The 16,033-nt window shown below is 59.8% G+C and carries 18 protein-coding genes; 12 read left to right on the forward strand and 6 right to left on the reverse strand.

All coding sequences use genetic code 11. The annotated features are described in order from the left end of the window. Positions 1-58 precede the first annotated feature (58 nt). Positions 59-397, reverse strand: a complete 339-nt coding sequence (locus FQ185_RS01370) for an FKBP-type peptidyl-prolyl cis-trans isomerase (protein WP_149415881.1) — start codon at positions 395-397, stop codon at positions 59-61. A gap of 146 nt (positions 398-543) precedes the next feature. Here FQ185_RS01370 and FQ185_RS01375 point away from each other — a divergent pair, with 146 nt between their 5' ends. The 3 genes from FQ185_RS01375 (at position 544) to FQ185_RS01385 (ending at position 3,099) form a co-directional block, all read left to right on the forward strand. Next, positions 544-1,608, forward strand: coding sequence for a M4 family metallopeptidase (locus tag FQ185_RS01375; protein ID WP_149415882.1), 1,065 nt, complete (start codon positions 544-546; stop codon positions 1,606-1,608). Then, complete coding sequence (locus tag FQ185_RS01380) at positions 1,605-1,928, forward strand: protealysin inhibitor emfourin (RefSeq protein WP_149415883.1); 324 nt, start codon at positions 1,605-1,607, stop codon at positions 1,926-1,928. The genes FQ185_RS01375 and FQ185_RS01380 overlap by 4 nt, the downstream gene beginning before the upstream one ends. Before the next feature lie 97 nt (positions 1,929-2,025). Next, the gene (locus FQ185_RS01385; RefSeq protein ID WP_149415884.1) at positions 2,026-3,099 is read left to right on the forward strand and encodes a sensor domain-containing diguanylate cyclase; all 1,074 of its coding nucleotides are present in this window, start codon (positions 2,026-2,028) and stop codon (positions 3,097-3,099) included. Between the two features lie 12 nt (positions 3,100-3,111). Here FQ185_RS01385 and FQ185_RS01390 read toward each other — a convergent pair whose 3' ends face one another. After that, positions 3,112-3,420: an RcnB family protein gene (locus tag FQ185_RS01390; RefSeq protein WP_149415885.1), complete on the reverse strand. Its 309-nt coding sequence runs from the start codon at positions 3,418-3,420 to the stop codon at positions 3,112-3,114. A gap of 155 nt (positions 3,421-3,575) precedes the next feature. On the opposite strand from FQ185_RS01390, the gene FQ185_RS01395 reads away from it, so the two are divergent. After that, positions 3,576-5,384, forward strand: a complete 1,809-nt coding sequence (locus FQ185_RS01395; protein WP_149415886.1) for a monovalent cation:proton antiporter-2 (CPA2) family protein — start codon at positions 3,576-3,578, stop codon at positions 5,382-5,384. 124 nt (positions 5,385-5,508) lie between these two features. After that, entirely contained in the window at positions 5,509-6,621 is a 1,113-nt protein-coding gene (locus FQ185_RS01400) for a DNA alkylation repair protein (protein WP_149415887.1), read from the forward strand. Here FQ185_RS01400 and FQ185_RS01405 read toward each other — a convergent pair. Further along, positions 6,602-7,174: a cytochrome b gene (locus tag FQ185_RS01405; RefSeq protein WP_149415888.1), complete on the reverse strand. Its 573-nt coding sequence runs from the start codon at positions 7,172-7,174 to the stop codon at positions 6,602-6,604. The genes FQ185_RS01400 and FQ185_RS01405 overlap by 20 nt on opposite strands. A gap of 206 nt (positions 7,175-7,380) precedes the next feature. Between FQ185_RS01405 and FQ185_RS01410 the strand changes: the two genes are divergently transcribed. The 7 genes from FQ185_RS01410 to FQ185_RS01440 are packed head-to-tail and all read left to right on the forward strand — an operon-like array spanning position 7,381 to position 13,732. Next, positions 7,381-8,064, forward strand: coding sequence for a thermostable hemolysin (locus FQ185_RS01410; RefSeq protein ID WP_149415889.1), 684 nt, complete (start codon positions 7,381-7,383; stop codon positions 8,062-8,064). Next, complete coding sequence (locus tag FQ185_RS01415; protein WP_149415890.1) at positions 8,054-9,535, forward strand: AMP-binding protein; 1,482 nt, start codon at positions 8,054-8,056, stop codon at positions 9,533-9,535. Before FQ185_RS01410 ends, FQ185_RS01415 begins: the two co-directional genes overlap by 11 nt. After that, complete coding sequence (locus FQ185_RS01420) at positions 9,532-10,206, forward strand: TenA family transcriptional regulator (RefSeq protein WP_149415891.1); 675 nt, start codon at positions 9,532-9,534, stop codon at positions 10,204-10,206. The genes FQ185_RS01415 and FQ185_RS01420 overlap by 4 nt, the downstream gene beginning before the upstream one ends. Continuing rightward, positions 10,193-11,002, forward strand: a complete 810-nt coding sequence (locus FQ185_RS01425; protein ID WP_149415892.1) for an SDR family oxidoreductase — start codon at positions 10,193-10,195, stop codon at positions 11,000-11,002. Before FQ185_RS01420 ends, FQ185_RS01425 begins: the two co-directional genes overlap by 14 nt. Continuing rightward, positions 10,999-11,643 (forward strand): tetratricopeptide repeat protein, encoded by a 645-nt coding sequence (locus tag FQ185_RS01430; RefSeq protein ID WP_149415893.1) that lies wholly within the window; start codon positions 10,999-11,001, stop codon positions 11,641-11,643. The genes FQ185_RS01425 and FQ185_RS01430 overlap by 4 nt, the downstream gene beginning before the upstream one ends. Positions 11,644-11,654: 11 nt before the next feature. After that, the gene (locus FQ185_RS01435) at positions 11,655-12,317 is read left to right on the forward strand and encodes a response regulator (protein ID WP_149415894.1); all 663 of its coding nucleotides are present in this window, start codon (positions 11,655-11,657) and stop codon (positions 12,315-12,317) included. Next, positions 12,314-13,732, forward strand: coding sequence for an ATP-binding protein (locus FQ185_RS01440; RefSeq protein WP_149415895.1), 1,419 nt, complete (start codon positions 12,314-12,316; stop codon positions 13,730-13,732). Before FQ185_RS01435 ends, FQ185_RS01440 begins: the two co-directional genes overlap by 4 nt. A 151-nt stretch (positions 13,733-13,883) precedes the next feature. Here FQ185_RS01440 and FQ185_RS01445 read toward each other — a convergent pair whose 3' ends face one another. The 3 genes from FQ185_RS01445 to FQ185_RS01455 all read right to left on the reverse strand — a co-directional run bounded on the left by FQ185_RS01445 (position 13,884) and on the right by FQ185_RS01455 (position 15,988). Further along, positions 13,884-14,243, reverse strand: a complete 360-nt coding sequence (locus tag FQ185_RS01445) for a DUF6124 family protein (RefSeq protein WP_149415896.1) — start codon at positions 14,241-14,243, stop codon at positions 13,884-13,886. Positions 14,244-14,810: 567 nt separating this feature from the next. After that, positions 14,811-15,026 carry a DUF4287 domain-containing protein gene (locus FQ185_RS01450; protein WP_149415897.1) on the reverse strand — a complete coding sequence of 72 codons (216 nt, stop codon included), beginning with the start codon at positions 15,024-15,026 and terminating at the stop codon, positions 14,811-14,813. A gap of 77 nt (positions 15,027-15,103) precedes the next feature. Continuing rightward, complete coding sequence (locus tag FQ185_RS01455) at positions 15,104-15,988, reverse strand: LysR family transcriptional regulator (protein WP_149415898.1); 885 nt, start codon at positions 15,986-15,988, stop codon at positions 15,104-15,106. Positions 15,989-16,033 lie beyond the last annotated feature (45 nt).

Consider the following 16,033-nt stretch of genomic DNA (forward strand, 5'->3'; position numbering starts at 1 on the left):
CCACCATTTCTTCTAACAGAGATGGCGGGGTTCGCCATTTCAATCCACACCCAACAAATCAATCATCCCGCGTCAGCACTTCCAGCAATTCAATCTCAAAGATCAGATTCGAGTTCGGCGTAATCTTGCCCATGGTCCGCTCGCCATAAGCCAGATGCGCCGGCACCAGCAACTTGCGCTTGCCGCCAACCTGCATGCCGATAATCCCGTGGTCCCAACCCTTGATTACCCGACCGGTGCCAATCACGCACTGAAAAGGCTTGCCCCGGCTGTAGGAAGAATCGAATTCGGTGCCGTCTTCCAGCCAGCCACGGTATTGGGTGGTGATCAGCGCGCCTTTGACGGCGGCTTTGCCGTTGCCCGGTTCAAGGTCGATGATTTGTAATTCGTCATTCATGGTTCGTACTCGCTCACGATCGCCCGGTGGTTTGGGCGCGGACGGAGGTTTTCGCAGAAACCGGCGCTGAAGGCAATCCACGGAACCGAAAGGCCGCCAACCGGCTCACATGAATAACAACTTCGTACTCAGGAAAGGATGCTCTGATGACCGACACATCACCGCTGTTCAGTTTCATCCCCCCCTACATTCTCAACCGTATCATCGCCCATGGCTCCGAACGCCAGCGCTCCAGCGCCCAGACCACGCTGACCCATGTCCGCCGCCTGCGACACAATCCCGGCCCGCCCTCGCGACCACCCGCCAAGGCGATCCTGCCGCTGGCCGGGCAACCCGGCGTGGCAAAGCGCAGCATTCACGATGTCCAAGGCAAAATGCTCCTGCCTGGCATGCCCGTGCGGCTTGAAGGCCAGGCGGCAACCGGCGATCCGGCGGTCGACGAAGCCTACGACGCACTGGGTGCCAGCTATGATTTCTTCTGGAAGGTGCTGGGTCGCCACTCCATCGACAACAAGGGGTTTGCGCTGATCGGCAGCGTGCATTACGGCCAGGACTACGAAAACGCGTTTTGGAACGGCGCGCAAATGGTCTTTGGTGACGGCGATGGCGAAATCTTCGAGCGCTTCACCCGCTCTCTGGATGTGATCGGCCACGAATTGACGCACGGTGTGATCGAAAGCGAAGCCGGCCTGGTGTACGCCAACCAGTCCGGGGCGCTGAACGAATCGCTGTCCGACGTGTTCGGCGTGCTGATCAAGCAACACGTGCTGGGGCAAACCGCCGAACAGGCTGACTGGCTGATCGGTGCGGACCTGCTGACACCACGGATCAAAGGCATCGGCTTACGCTCAATGGCCCATCCGGGCACGGCGTATGACGACCCGCTGCTCGGCAAGGACCCGCAACCGGACCATATGCGCAAGTTCGTGATCACCCAGGAGGATAATGGTGGTGTACACATCAACTCGGGCATTCCCAACCGCGCGTTTTATCTGGCAGCCACGGCGCTGGGCGGTTTTGCCTGGGAGAAAGCCGGCCGCATCTGGTACGACACGCTGTGCGACAAACGACTGAGCAGCGAGGCGTCATTCAGTGCCTTCGCGAAACTGACCGTCGAACATGCCCGCCAAGGGTTTGGCGAGCAGGAAGCCAAGGCTGTGCACCGTGGCTGGTCTGAAGTGGGCGTCGACCTGACGCTGGAGGAGCAATGAAAACCCTGCCAACACTGGACGACAACGCTGTGGTACGTGTCTCCCGCCAGGGCGGCGTGGCGGCGATCCACTCCTTGACCCGCCCGCGCGAGATCGAATTCGCCCAATGCGATGTCGACCAGCGTATCCGCATCTGCTCGTTGCTTGAGGGTTGCCTGCTCCTGACGAGTTCATCCTCCGGCCGCGGCGATCAGCGCTTCTATCAAATAGAACTGCGTTACCGCAGCGGCGAACAGGACGACCGAATGGTGATGAAGGTGCCAGAAGATCAGGCACCCGGGGAACTGGTGCATCTATGGGACAAAGGTGAGGTGTTGTAAGCGTGACGCAATAGAGGCTGATCATTTGAGGGCTGTGTGAACTAACATAGACACACCTCTCCCGATACGGCTGATGCGCCCCGATGGCAACCCCTGAATGAATGTGGTCTGGACCAGCGCAGCCATCGCCTCGGTGTTGCTGGCCTTGATCGTCGCGCTGATCTGTCGCGAGCGCTCGCTGCAAAAGCAGCTTGACGAGTATCGCGAGCTGATCGCCAGCCTGACCGAGGGGCAAAATATCCGGCCGGAAGGCGACGCCGAACGCTTCAAACGCAGCCAATACTTCGCCCGCATCGGTACATGGGACTGGGATGTCGACACCGACAAGCTTTACTGGTCGGAAGCGATCTACGGCATGTTCGGCTTCAAGATCGGTGAAGTAACGCCCTCCTACGCTTTATTTTGCTCCTGTGTTCATCCGGATGATCGGGCCAAGGTTCGGGCCGGTGAGCTGCGATGCCTGGAGACCGGGGAAAACCATGACGAGGAATATCGGGTCATCTGGCCCGACGGCACCCTCCGCTGGTTGCGCGAGACGGGCAACGTGGTCAAGAACGACCACGATGCAACGATCAAGATGATGGGCGTGGTACGCGACATTACCGAGGAAAAAGCCTCCGCCAGCTACCTGCAGCACCTCGCCCACTTTGACCCGCTGACGGGTCTGCCCAATCGACTGGTGCTCGAAGAGCGTCTGTCCGAAGCGCTGGAACAGGCACGTGTCAGCGCCACGAGGGTTGCGCTGGTGTTCGTCGATCTCAACGGTTTCAAGGCAATCAACGACCATTACGGCCACGCGGCCGGTGACCGGGTACTGATCACCACCGCCACGCGACTGAAGAGAATCCTGCGTTCAACCGATACCGTCGCCCGAATCGGTGGCGACGAGTTTGTGGTCATCCTTCAAGGCCTGCCCCAAGGCAACAGCCTGCAGGACGAAGCCCGCAGCATCTGCCAGAAAATATTCGTCGAACTGTCGCCGCCGGTGACCATTGGCAATGACCAACGGCACATCGGCACCAGCCTTGGCGTCGCGGTATTCCCGGACCATGCGCCGAGCATGGACCGGTTGATTCATATTGCGGACCTGGCGATGTATGAGGCTAAGCGCAGTGGGAATAATCAGTATCGGTTGGGCACTGAAAGCCCCGTACACGCTCACAGCGAATAGCCATTCGACGGTTTACCGCTCCACCGGCGTGACATCCACAATCGTCCCGTTGGAAATCATCACCATCATGTACTTGTCGTTGATCTGCACCCACTGCGCCTGAGACTTCGGTGCTTTCAGGCCTTTTTGCTTCCAGTTTTTCAGGGCTTTTTCGCTGCGTTGGTAAACGTCCGGGGCGCGGTCGCCGACGACTAGCTCGCGAGAGTTGTCGACCCCGGGCTGGACGGTTTTTTGCGGTGGGTCATCCGCTTGAACGATAGGGCTGATACCGGCAACGCCAGCGGCAATGGCCAGGACGGCGATGAGGGTTTTGCTGTTCATGGGTGAACCTCCGTTGATGTCGTGGTACAGAACTCCGACTGCGGTCGTGAAAAAACATTCCTCATTGTTGCGAGATTCTCACGCCTTTGGCTGACGCATGCGACGGCAGCCTTTATCCTGAGCGCCCCGTCGTACCGAGTTGCTGGAGTAAACCAATGCCCCATGAAGGCAACCTGTTGCAAGCCGCTGTCGTGTTTCTGTTCGCGGCGGTGCTCACCGTCCCTTTGGCCAAACGCCTGCAATTAGGGGCGGTGCTGGGTTATTTGTTTGCGGGCGTCATCATCGGGCCGTCGGTATTGGGCTTGATCGGTAATCCGCAAAGTGTCAGCCACATTTCCGAACTCGGGGTGGTGTTGCTGCTATTCATCATCGGTCTGGAGCTGTCACCGCGACGTTTGTGGGTGATGCGAAAATCGGTGTTTGGCGTCGGCCTGGCGCAGGTAATGCTCACGGGCTCGGTGATTGGTGTACTGGCATTGTTCGTGTTCGGCCAGCCACTGAACAGCGCGATCGTGTTGGGCTTGGGCCTGGCCCTGTCATCCACCGCGTTTGGCCTGCAAAGCCTGGCCGAACGCAAGGAACTGACCAGCCCCCACGGACGGTTGGCGTTCGCGATTCTGCTGTTTCAGGACATTGCCGCGATCCCGTTGATCGCCATGGTGCCGCTGCTGGCGGGCGGCGATCACTCCAGCACCGCGACCGAGGGTGTGAACCACGGTTTGCGAGTGCTGGGCAGCATCGCGGTGGTGGTGATTGGCGGGCGGTATCTGCTGCGGCCGGTGTTTCGGGTGGTGGCCAAGACGGGGCTGCCGGAAGTCTCCACCGCCACCGCGTTGCTGGTGGTGATCGGTACGGCGTGGTTGATGGACCTGGTCGGTGTGTCCATGGCGCTGGGGGCGTTCCTCGCCGGGTTGCTGCTGGCGGACTCCGAGTATCGTCACGAACTGGAAGCCCAGATCGAACCGTTCAAGGGCTTGCTGCTGGGGCTGTTTTTCATCAGCGTCGGCATGGGCGCCAACCTGAGTTTGCTGCTGAGCGCGCCGATCACGGTGCTGGGGCTGACCCTGTTGCTGATCGCCATCAAGTTGCCGCTGCTGTTCGTGGTCGGTCGATTGGCTGGCGGTTTGGGCAAGGTCAGTGCAATTCGCCTCGGCATCGTGTTGGCTGCCGGTGGTGAATTTGCTTTCGTGGTGTTCAAGATCGGCCGCGACCAAGGCCTGTTTGAGCCGCACCTGTACGACTTGCTGGTGCTGACAATCACGCTGTCGATGGCCGTCACACCGTTGTTGTTGCTGATCTGCGCACGACTGGTCAGCCCCAAGGTTCAGCCCGTGGTCGTGCCCGAGAAATTTCGCGAGATCGATACTGACACGCCGCGAGTGGTGATCGCCGGCATGGGCCGGATGGGCCAGATCGTTGCGCGGATTCTGCGCGCTCAAAATATCAAGTTCGTCGCCCTCGACACTTCTGTGGAAACCATCGAACTGTCGCGCAGCTTCGGCGGCGTGCCGGTGTTCTACGGTGACCCGATGCGCCCGGAAATCCTCAGCGCGGCCAAGGTCGAGCAGGCAGAATACTTTGTCATCGCCACCGATGATCCGGACACCAACATCAAGACCGCCGAGTTAGTGCACAAACTCTATCCACACATCAAAATCATCGCTCGGGCGCGTAACCGTCAGCATGTGCATCGGTTGGTAGACGTTGGCGCCGAGGCCATTCGGGAAACTTACTATTCGAGCCTGGAAATGAGCCGGCGCACGTTGGTCGGGTTAGGCCTGACTCAGGCTCAGGCGGATGCGCGGATCAAGCGCTTCAAGCATCACGACGAACAGGTGCTGGAAGCCCAGCATGCGATTTATGACGATGCGGCGAAGGTGTTGCAGACAGCGCAAGAAGCCCGGACGGAACTGGCGCGGTTGTTTGAGTCGGATCAGCTGGAAGAGCAATCCGCGAAGCATTGATCGTTCCCACGCGCAGCAAAGGAATACATCCCGTGACGCTCTGCGTCACATCCCAAGAGCGGACGCAGAGCGTCCATGGCGGCATTCTCACGCAGAGCGTGGGAACGATCATAAGGACATCTCAATGAGCAATGCAGCCCCATCCTCCCCCGCCCTTAAGGAAATCTTCAACGCCGAGCGTCTCAAACACATCGCCGCCGAAATGACGGCGGTCTATCCCGAGTTCAATGCCAGGGCCTTTCTGAAAATGACCAACGACGGGCTCGCTGAATTGTCGATCATGCAGCGCATGGCCCGAGTCAGCGAGTGCCTGCATGCGGTACTGCCGTTGAGTTATGAAGCGTCTCTTGAGGTGCTGCGCGCACTCGCCCCGCGCCTGAACAGCGGCTTCGTCAGCATTTCGTTGCCCCATTACGTCGCGACCTACGGCGGCCATGCGTTCGAACAATCCATGGACGCGCTCAAGTACTTCACCACCTTCGGCTCTGCTGAATTCGCGATCCGCTATTTCCTGCGCAGTGACTTAAAGCGCGCTTTGGCGGTGATGCACGAGTGGTCGCTGGATGAAAACGAACATGTTCGGCGCCTCGCCAGCGAAGGCTGCCGTCCGCGTCTGCCGTGGTCCTTTCGACTGGAGCAGATCCAGGCCGACCCTCGTCTCGCCGCCGCAATCCTCGACAACCTCAAGGCCGACGACAGCCTCTACGTACGCAAGTCCGTGGCCAACCACCTCAACGACATCACCAAGGATCATCCCGACTGGGTGCTGGACCTGATCGAAAGCTGGTCACTGGAAAACAAACACACCGCCTGGATCTCCAAACATGCCCTGCGCAGCCTGATCAAACAGGGTAATCAACGGGCGTTGACGATCATCGGCGCGGGCGGCAAGCCTGAGGTCGAAATCATGGGTGTGAAGGTCGAACCGGAGGTGATTGGTCTGGGGGAGAAAATCACCCTGTCCTTCACCGTGAAGTCCACAGTGGCGGACAGTCAGCGACTGGTGATCGACTACGCCATCGATTACGTCAAAGCCAACGGCAGCACTTCGGCGAAAGTGTTCAAGCTCAAGGCAATGACCCTGCCCGGCCACGCCCTCGAAAATATCGCCCGTGGCCAGCACATCAAGGAACTCACCACCCGCAAGCACTATGCCGGCAAACATGCGGTGCATATTCTGGTGAACGGCGAACGCCTGGCCAGCACGGGGTTCGAGATCATCGCTGACGCTGATTGACCGCGTTGCCGGATCGACTGGGCAGCATGCGCATCAGGGTGTTATCGCGGACCCAATAGTGGTGCAACAACCCTGCCGCCGCGTGCAACCCGATCAGCCAGTAACCGGTGCTGCCGAACAACTCATGCCAATACTTGAACTGTTTGGCCAGGTTTGGATTGACGGCTACCGGCGATGGCAGGGAAAACTCAAACCAGGGCATCGGCTTGCCACCAACCGACAGCATCAGCCAGGCCAGTAGCGGCGTGGCGATCATCAATCCATACAACGCCAGGTGCATTAGATGCGAAACACCAGCCTGCCATTTGGGAAGCGCCGGGGTAATCGGTGGCAGAGGCGTCAAGCGTCCGAGCAAACGCACCCACACCAGCACAAAAATGCTCAACCCGAATAAACCGTGCAGCCCAAGAAACAATCCCTTCAAGGCGTGTCCCTTTGGCAGCAGGCCTTTGATTTCGATGCAGGCATAAACGCCGACAAACAACGTCAGCATCAGCCAGCGCAAGGTGATCGAGAGTTTTCCATACCGATGTGATGCTGAGTCGCGGATCATAAAGGGCCTCGTGAAAGTCATAACCGGCTGCCGAGTCATTCGCGCAGCCTGGATCCGGTTTGTCACCGTATCGACTGGCGCCACCCTGCCCGCCCAGTCTTAAGACAATCTGAAGACAGCCCCGGCCAATCTTTTTGTCACCTTCAGACTCCGTTAAGAAATGCCCCCGATACTCCTCCCAAACTAACCCCGGGAGGCGTCTTCCAATGCCTGACTTTGACTGGAACATTCCTCTGCCTCTGCCCCTGCGCCTCGGCCACGCCAAAACCCCGCAGATGAGTCTGGCCAGAGCGTTGCCGGACGAGCCCCAGCGTCCAGTCTTCGAAGCTTTTATCCAGCAACGTTTCCGCAAGGCGCACGGGGCCGATATCCGCCATTTCATGCCGGAACTATTCGGCATGAGCAACGCGCAGGGTGAACTCTGTGCGGTGGCCGGTGTGCGCCTGGCGAATAGCGGACAACTGTTTCTGGAGCGTTACCTGGACGAACCGATCGATCCGTTGATCAGCGCCGCTGCCGACCGCCCCGTGGACCGGGCCGGCATCGTCGAGGTGGGCAACCTGGCGGCCAGCGACACCGGTAGTGCGCGAATGAGCATCATCGCCATCACTTATCTGTTGGCCATGGGCGGCCTGGAATGGGTGGCGTTCACCGGCAATATCGGTCTGGTTAACAGCTTTCATCGCCTGGGCTTGAAACCCGTAACCCTCTGTGCTGCCGATCCCGAGCGTCTCGGCGACGACCGTCACAGCTGGGGCAGCTACTACGAGAGCAAACCCTGGGTGCACGTTGGCAACATCCGCGCCGGCTTCATTCATTTGCGCAACATCGGGATGTTCAATCGCCTGGGGTTGCCATCGTCCATCGAGGAATCCTGCCATGTCGCCTGAAATGGAACGGTTTAAACAGACGCTGCGCAGCCATGCCGAACGCAAGACCAATGCCATCGCCTTGTGGGGCGATAACCTGAAACTGGACTACGCCACGCTGTACGCCGAAGTGATGTATCGCCAGCAGCGACTGCGCGATGAACAGGTCAAGGTGGTTGCCCTGGCGCTGGACAATGGCGTCGAAGCCATGCTCTGGGACCTGGCCGTGCTGTTCGAAGGCCTGACCTGCCTGACGTTGCCGCCCTTCTTCAGCCCGGCTCAACGCAGCCATTGCCTTGAGCAGAGCCAGGCCGGCCTGGTGATTGCCGAGCCGCAACTGGAAACCGAACTGCAAACGGCCGGCTACAAAAAAACCGGTGAATTCTGGCGCCGCACCTTCAGTGGCCCGAACCGGATGCCCGAAGGCACCGCCAAACTGACCTTCACCTCCGGCACCACCGGCACACCCAAAGGCGTGTGCCTGGGTGCCGAAAGCATGTTGAGAGTGGCCCGCGAGCTGGATCAGGCCAGCAAACCCACCGATCCACAGCACCACCTGGCGATACTGCCGCTGGCGATTCTGCTGGAAAACCTCGGCTGCTATGCCGCGCTGTACGCTGGCGCGAAGTTGAGCCTGCCCAGCCAGAAAACCCTGGGTATTGAGGGTGCCAGCGGTGTGGATGTGCCGCGACTGCTCGGATGCCTGGCCACCCGTGCCCCCGAGAGTTTGATCCTGGTGCCGCAGTTGTTGTTGATACTGGTCAACGCCGCCGAGCAAAAAGCCTTCAGCCCCTACACGTTGCGTTTCGCCGCGGTGGGTGGAGCACGAGTTAGCGAAGAATTGCTGCATCGCGCGCAACGGGCCGGTCTACCGGTTTACGAAGGCTACGGACTGTCCGAGTGCGCGTCGGTGGTGTGCCTCAATCGGCCAGAAGCGCGCCGCCCTGGCAGTGTCGGCCGGCCCCTGCCCCACGTGGACATTCGCCTGGCCGACGACGGCGAAGTGCTGATCAAGGGGTCGACCTTGCTTGGTTACCTGGGCGAAGCGCCGCACACCAATGAATGGTGGCCCAGCGGCGATCTCGGCGAGTTCGACCCCGAAGGTTTTCTCTACCTCAAGGGGCGCAAGAAGCATCAATTCGTCACCAGTTTCGGTCGCAACGTGAACCCGGAGTGGGTCGAGGCCGAATTGACCCAGCGTCGTCATATCGCCCAGGCCTTCGTCTACGGCGAAGCCATGCCGCGCAACCATGCGCTGCTCCGGCCCCATCGCCCGGACTGCACCGACGACGAACTGGCCACCGCCGTGGCCCAGGCCAATGAGGCCTTGCCCGATTACGCCCAGGTCCATCACTGGACCCGTCTGAACCAACCTTTCACACCCGCCAATGGCCTGCTGACCGCCAATGGCCGACTGCGTCGCGACGCCATCGTCGAGCGATACCGGGCACAACTGACTGAAGCTGTCTTTTCAGAGGAATCTGCGTCATGAGTTTTTTCGACACGCTGCAAGAAGCCACTCACCAGGAACGCCACAAGCTGTTCAATCTGCCGATCATTCGCGACGCCCTCGAGGGCAATGTCAGCCTGGAAAGCTATCGGGCGTTCCTGGCGCAAGCCTATTACCACGTGCGCCACACCGTGCCGTTAATGATGGCCTGCGGTGCACGCCTGCCGTTACGCCTGGAATGGCTGCGCGAAGCAGTGTGCGAGTACATCGAGGACGAATACGGCCACGAACAATGGGTTCTCGACGACATTGAAGCCTGCGGCGGTGACAAAGTCGCGGTGCGCGACGGTCGTCCCTCCTTGCCAATCGAATTGATGGTCAGTTTCCTCTACGACCTGATCGCACGGGACAACCCGGTCGGCCTGTTCGGCATGGTCAACGTGCTGGAAGGCACCAGCATTGCCCTGGCTACCCACGCCGCCGACAGCATTCGCGAACGCCTGGAGTTGCCGCAAAGCGCCTTCAGCTACCTCAGTTCGCATGGCTCCCTGGATATCGAGCACATGCAGACCTACCGTCGGCTGATGAACACCCTCGATGATCCGGCCGACCAGGCTGCGGTGATTCACGCCTCCAAAGTGGTGTACTCGCTTTACACCGACATGTTCCGCGGCTTGCCGCGTAGCGGGGAGAACCTGCATGCGCCTGTCTGAGGCTCGGGTGGTACTCACCGGCGCCAGTGGAGGCATCGGCCTGGCGATCACCACCGCCCTGTGTGCCAGTGGTGCCAGGGTATTGGCAGTCGCTCGGCATCGGGAACCGTTGGAGCCGTTGCTCGAACGTTACCCGCAGCATTTGTGCTGGGTCGGCGCCGACCTGACCTTGCTCGCTGACCGACTCAACGTATTGACCGCCGCTGAAGCCATCGACGGCATCAACCTGCTGATCAACGCCGCCGGGGTCAATCACTTCGCCATGCTCGAGCAGCTCGATGACAACGACATCAACGCCATGCTGGCGGTAAACATCAGCGCGCCGATCTGCCTGACCAAGCTATTGCTGCCGCTGCTCAAGCAAGCTGAAAGCGCGATGGTGGTGAACGTCGGTTCGACCTATGGCTCCATCGGTTACCCCGGTTACGCCAGCTATTGCGCGACCAAATTTGCCTTGCGCGGGTTTTCCGAAGCCCTGCGCCGGGAACTGGCGGACACCCGGGTCGGCGTTCTGTATGTCGCGCCACGTGCTACCCGCACGAGCATGAACAGCCCGGCGGCGCAGGCTTTGAATGATGCACTCAAATCCAATGTCGACGACCCGCAAACAGTCGCCTCGGCGGTGATGCACGCCATCGCCGGCGACCGCCGCGACTTGTACCTGGGCTGGCCAGAGCGCTTTTTCGTGCGCCTGAACAGCCTGCTGCCCAACTTGGTGGACCGGGGTTTGCGCAAGCAATTGCCGCTGATCCGCCGCCTGAGTCAGAAGCCCGACAACGAGAATTTCAAACCATGAAAAAAATTGCCGCTTTCCTGTTGCTGGGAGCCTTGAGCCAAAGCGTCTGGGCCTTGGATAACGCCGACCAGCAACGCCTCATCGGCATCCAGCAAAGCTGGGCGCACATTCAATACGAGCTCCCTGCGGAGCAACGCACCGCGGCTTTCGAAAAACTCGCCACCCAAGCCTCGGCGTTCACTCGGGAACGCCAATCGGTGGCCGAAGCCTGGATCTGGTCCGGCATCGTCACCAGCAGTTGGGCCGGTGCCCAGGGCGGGCTCGGTGCGTTAAGCAAGGTCAAGGATGCGAAGGTCGACCTGGAGAAAGCTCTGGCCCTGGACCCAAAAGCCCTGCAAGGCTCGGCCTATACCAGCCTCGCGGCACTGTACGACCGCGTGCCGGGTTGGCCCATCGGCTTCGGTGACTCGGACAAGGCCGAACAGTTGCTCAAGCAGGCCTTGCAACTGAACCCTGACGGCATCGATAGTCTGTACTTCTGGGGCGATCACCTCTACCGTCAAAAACGCTACAGCGAAGCTCAAGGCGCGCTGCAAAAAGCGCTTCAGGCTGGCCCACGACCAGGCCGGGAACTCGCCGACGCCGGGCGCCGCAAAGAGATCGAAGCGTTGCTGGTGGACGTGAACAAGAAACTCGACTGACAGGAGTCCGTGTGCGCTTATTACTGATCGAGGATGACGTGGCCCTGGGCGAAGGTATCCATCAGGCCCTGGGCCGTGAAGGTTATACCGTCGACTGGTTGCAGGACGGCAGCAGTGCCTTGCATTCGCTGCTCAGTGAATCCTTCGACCTGGCTGTGCTCGACCTCGGCCTGCCGCGCATGGACGGGCTGGAAGTGTTGCGCCGCCTGCGTGACAGCGGCTCCAACCTGCCGGTGCTGATTCTCACCGCGCGGGACGCCACCGAAGACCGTATCGCCGGGCTGGATGCCGGGGCCGACGACTACCTGATCAAACCCTTTGATCTGGCCGAACTCAAGGCGCGTCTGCGCGCCCTGTTGCGGCGCAGCGCCGGTCGCGCCCAGGTGCTGATCGAACATGCCGGCGTCAGCCTGAACCCCGGCACTCAGCAAGTCAGCTATCAGGGCGAACCCGTGTCACTGACACCCAAGGAATATCAGCTACTCCACGAATTACTCTCGCCACCGGGCCGGGTCATGACTCGCGATCACCTGATGCAATTGCTCTACGGCTGGAATGAGGAAGCCGAAAGCAACACCCTGGAAGTGCACATCCATCACCTGCGCAAGAAATTCTCCACCGACCTGATCCGCACCATTCGCGGTGTCGGCTACTTGGTGGAGGAGCGTCGATGACCTCGATCCGGCGTCGTACCCTGACGCTGATTATCGGCCTGATGCTCGCAGGGCTGGCAGTGATCAGCGTGCTCAACCTGCACGACAGCAATCATGAAATCGCCGAAGTCTACGATGCCCAACTCGCGCAGAACGCCCGGCTGCTACAGGGTGTTATGCGCATGCCCATGGCGAGCAAGGAACATGCTGATCTGTACCAGGCCTTCAACAAGGCCTTGGGTGAAGCAGTGCCCAGGGTCGATGGCCATCCTTATGAAAGCAAGATTGCCTTTCAGGTCTGGAATCGTCAGGGTGAAGTGCTGGTGCACACCGCCAGCGCGCCCTCCTTTACCACACCGCCGTCCAAACCCGGTTTCAGCGATGTGGTGGACTTGAACAACCGTCACTGGCGCGCGTTTGTCCTCGACGATAAACAAAATGACCTGCGGATCTGGGTCGGCGAACGGGACGACGTGCGCTCGGACCTGGTGGACCGGATCGTGCGCCATACCCTGTGGCCCAATGTACTGGGCAGCCTGATTCTGGCGGCGATGGTCTGGCTGGCCATCGGTTGGGGTCTCAAGCCTCTGGCGAATATGGCGGCGACATTGCGGGCGCGGCATAGCGGTTCGCTGGAACCACTGCAACTGACCCCATTGCCCAGCGAACTGGAACCGATGCAAGCAGCGCTCAATCGTATGCTCGCGCAGATTCAGGAGGTGCTCGGCCGCGAGCGGCGCTTCATCGCCGACGCCGCCCATGAAATGCGCACGCCCTTGGCGGTGCTGCGGGTACATGCGCAAAACCTGCTCGAGGCTGGCACGGAACAGGAGCGTCGGGAATCTCTGGAATTTCTGATCGCCGGTGTCGACCGCGCCAGCCGCCTGGTCAATCAGTTGCTGACCATGGCCCGCCTTGAACCTAAAGCCGTATCGCCAGTGCTGCACAGCATCGACCTGACCGAGACGGTACGCGACAGTCTGGTTCAGCTCACACCCTGGCTACTCAGCAAGAACCTGGAACTGGCGTTCGACGTCAATGATGACCCCGTCAAGGTGGTGACCGACGCGGCAGCCATCGACATCGCCCTGAACAACCTGATCACCAACGCGGCAAATTTCTCACCGGAACATGGCGTGATCACCGTGCAGTTGAGCCAGGCCGAGGGCTTCTATCACCTGAGTGTTGAAGACCAGGGGCCGGGTATCGATGAAGCGGACCGTGCGCGGCTGTTCGAACGATTTTACAGTCGCGGCAACCCACAGGGCGCGGGTTTGGGACTGACCATCGTCAACACTATTGCGACGCGCCTGGGTGGGCGGATCACGCTGGTCAACCGCCCCGAGGGTGGGTTGCAAGCAACCCTGTCGATTCCGGACGGCCAACCGCGCAACCCTTTGCAACGAACCACCCGCGAGCTGCAGCCCAAGGGTTGAGTTATTGCGGGCCCAGTCCCTCAAGGGCAACAGGCCGCTGAACAATCTGTGGCGAGGGAACTTGCTCCCGCTGGGCCGCGCAGCGAGCCCAAAAAAGCGACCACTGCACTGACCAACGCCAGCCCCCCCCTTTCACCACACCAGACCGCACCTACGCAGGCGGATCAAATTGATCCAGCAACCTGTTCGCCGTGATTTCCGCCACCATGATGCTGTTTGAAATGCCCAGCAGGGCGTAGCGCGACCCGCCCTCTAAATGATCCACCAACTGATGGACCATCACATCGACCGAAGCCAGCGTCTCGACCAGATAAACCGCCAGGGTTTCGGTAGTTGCCTGCGGGTCCACGGAAAACAGGGTGCTGGGTGTACGCGCAGTGGCTTTGACGTCGGCCGTCGAGGGGAAGTGAAAGTCGAGAGCCCGCTCGGCGGCTTCGTTGTGCTTTTTTGAATCGGATTCGTACGGGGACACCGGATCGGTGTCCGGCGGATTGGGCGTAACCTTGAACATAAGCTAGTTTCTCTATTTGGGTGCCAACCCTTCTGCTACTAAACAAGAAAGGGTGGCAGCTGTACGCAGGTTAGTAGACCGGGGAATCTAGCAAAGCCGGCGCGCCCAAAGGCGCCCTGCGCACAACTACCATCAAGTGCAGGCATGGAAATGCCTAACTGATAGAGCTTGTGCAACTCACTAAATATCCAGGGCTACTAAACCCGATCACTGATGGGCAGTGACGGGAATCAAGTTACCGAGCGGGTCTAAAGCGCACAAGCCGGCGGATTCTGTCTTAGGTGTAGGGGGTGGCGCAAGGCGTTGTGGGCATTGGGTAGTAACAGCAGGCTTCATTTAAACGTGGTTGGATTTCTTTGTTTAAACAGGCTGTGCGAAGTGTTGCGGATTTGGGTGGCAGGCTTGAAATTTGGCCCTCACCCTGGCCTTCTCCCGAAGGGAGAGGGTACCGATTCGGGGATATTGAAGTGATGTGGCGGGCTGGCGTCTCTTTGGGGAATCCATGATCTGGAGGATCGAGAAAACACGTCAGCCCTCTTCACCCGCCCTATTTGAGCGGCCGGTCGATCACTTTTTAGCGCTCGCTAAATAATGCGCAACCAAAGCATTCGCATGACCATGCCCCATACCATGCTCAGTCTTCAGCCACGCCACCCTCTCCATGTGCTTTTTGTCGCTGACCGTTCCGAGCACATCCAGCCAGTGACTGATGGGCTGGCCATATTTTTTCTCGATTGACGGGAAGTACGACGCCGGGCCTTTCACTTTTGTATCGTCGGTCATGCTGCAAGCTCCCTTTATCACGACGGAGTCGTCGGATAACGCTCCTTGTCGTCCCCCAATAGATTGGATGCCAAACGTTATCCCAGCAACAAGCCCTGCTCCGCCTCACACAACTCCACCACGTAATCCCACAACACCCGCAGCCGCACGGATTTGTGCAGCTCGCGACGGGTGCTGATCCAGTAGCTGCGCTGAATGCTTTCCTCCGGCAACAACGGCACCAGAGCCGGATCGGCGCTGGCCATGTAGCACGGCAGCACGGCGATGCCCAAACCTGAGCGTGCCGCCTGTTGCTGGGCGATGACGCTGGTGCTGTGGAAGACCACTTGCGGATTGCGGCAAAAACTGTTGAGGAACACCAATTCCTGGCTGAACAGCAAATCGTCGACGTAGCCGATCCAGGCATGGCGGCCGAGGTCTTCGCGGCTTAGCAACGGTGGCGAGCGGTCCAGATAATCCTGGCTGGCGTAAAGTGCCAGTCGATAGTCAGTCAGTTTACGGGTGACCAGCATGTCGGCGGCCGGGCGCTCCAGGTGGATGCTGATTTCCGCTTCGCGGTTAAGGATGCTGACGAAGCGCGGCACCGCCACCAGCTCCACTTCAAGGCCAGGGTAACGCTCGAACAAGCCGTTCATGCGACTGGCGAGGAACATGATGCCCAGGCCTTCCGTCACCCCGACACGAATCTTGCCCAGCGGCGCCGAGGATTGGGTGATCTCTTCCTGGGCCAGCAACGCGACGTTTTCCATGGCTTCGGCGTGTTTGAGCAGCGCTTCGCCGGCCGGAGTCAGTTCATAACCCTGAGCGTGCTGGACGAACAGCGCTGTGCCGAGGCTCTTTTCGATGGCCTCGATGTGCCGGGCCACGGTGGCGTGGGTGGTGTTCAAACGGCGGGCAGCGGTAAGCAAACGCCCGCTACGCTGCAATTCGAGAAAAAACCGCAAATCATTCCAATCGAACATGAATCATCCTTGTTGGCTGCCCAGACCCATCGCTGTTTAAAAACG

Source organism: Pseudomonas sp. ANT_H12B, from assembly GCF_008369325.1.
In the GTDB taxonomy this organism is placed as follows: domain Bacteria; phylum Pseudomonadota; class Gammaproteobacteria; order Pseudomonadales; family Pseudomonadaceae; genus Aquipseudomonas.

Coding starts and splice junctions, on each gene's coding strand:
- FQ185_RS01440 (WP_149415895.1), top strand. CDS start 12,314: ATGACCTCGATCCGGCGTCGTACCCTGACGCTGATTATCGGCCTGATG.
- FQ185_RS01415 (WP_149415890.1), top strand. CDS start 8,054: ATGTCGCCTGAAATGGAACGGTTTAAACAGACGCTGCGCAGCCATGCC.
- FQ185_RS01450 (WP_149415897.1), bottom strand. CDS start 15,026: ATGACCGACGATACAAAAGTGAAAGGCCCGGCGTCGTACTTCCCGTCA.
- FQ185_RS01370 (WP_149415881.1), bottom strand. CDS start 397: ATGAATGACGAATTACAAATCATCGACCTTGAACCGGGCAACGGCAAA.
- FQ185_RS01375 (WP_149415882.1), top strand. CDS start 544: ATGACCGACACATCACCGCTGTTCAGTTTCATCCCCCCCTACATTCTC.
- FQ185_RS01395 (WP_149415886.1), top strand. CDS start 3,576: ATGCCCCATGAAGGCAACCTGTTGCAAGCCGCTGTCGTGTTTCTGTTC.
- FQ185_RS01410 (WP_149415889.1), top strand. CDS start 7,381: ATGCCTGACTTTGACTGGAACATTCCTCTGCCTCTGCCCCTGCGCCTC.
- FQ185_RS01390 (WP_149415885.1), bottom strand. CDS start 3,420: ATGAACAGCAAAACCCTCATCGCCGTCCTGGCCATTGCCGCTGGCGTT.
- FQ185_RS01400 (WP_149415887.1), top strand. CDS start 5,509: ATGAGCAATGCAGCCCCATCCTCCCCCGCCCTTAAGGAAATCTTCAAC.
- FQ185_RS01455 (WP_149415898.1), bottom strand. CDS start 15,988: ATGTTCGATTGGAATGATTTGCGGTTTTTTCTCGAATTGCAGCGTAGC.
- FQ185_RS01420 (WP_149415891.1), top strand. CDS start 9,532: ATGAGTTTTTTCGACACGCTGCAAGAAGCCACTCACCAGGAACGCCAC.
- FQ185_RS01445 (WP_149415896.1), bottom strand. CDS start 14,243: ATGTTCAAGGTTACGCCCAATCCGCCGGACACCGATCCGGTGTCCCCG.
- FQ185_RS01405 (WP_149415888.1), bottom strand. CDS start 7,174: ATGATCCGCGACTCAGCATCACATCGGTATGGAAAACTCTCGATCACC.
- FQ185_RS01385 (WP_149415884.1), top strand. CDS start 2,026: ATGAATGTGGTCTGGACCAGCGCAGCCATCGCCTCGGTGTTGCTGGCC.
- FQ185_RS01380 (WP_149415883.1), top strand. CDS start 1,605: ATGAAAACCCTGCCAACACTGGACGACAACGCTGTGGTACGTGTCTCC.
- FQ185_RS01425 (WP_149415892.1), top strand. CDS start 10,193: ATGCGCCTGTCTGAGGCTCGGGTGGTACTCACCGGCGCCAGTGGAGGC.
- FQ185_RS01430 (WP_149415893.1), top strand. CDS start 10,999: ATGAAAAAAATTGCCGCTTTCCTGTTGCTGGGAGCCTTGAGCCAAAGC.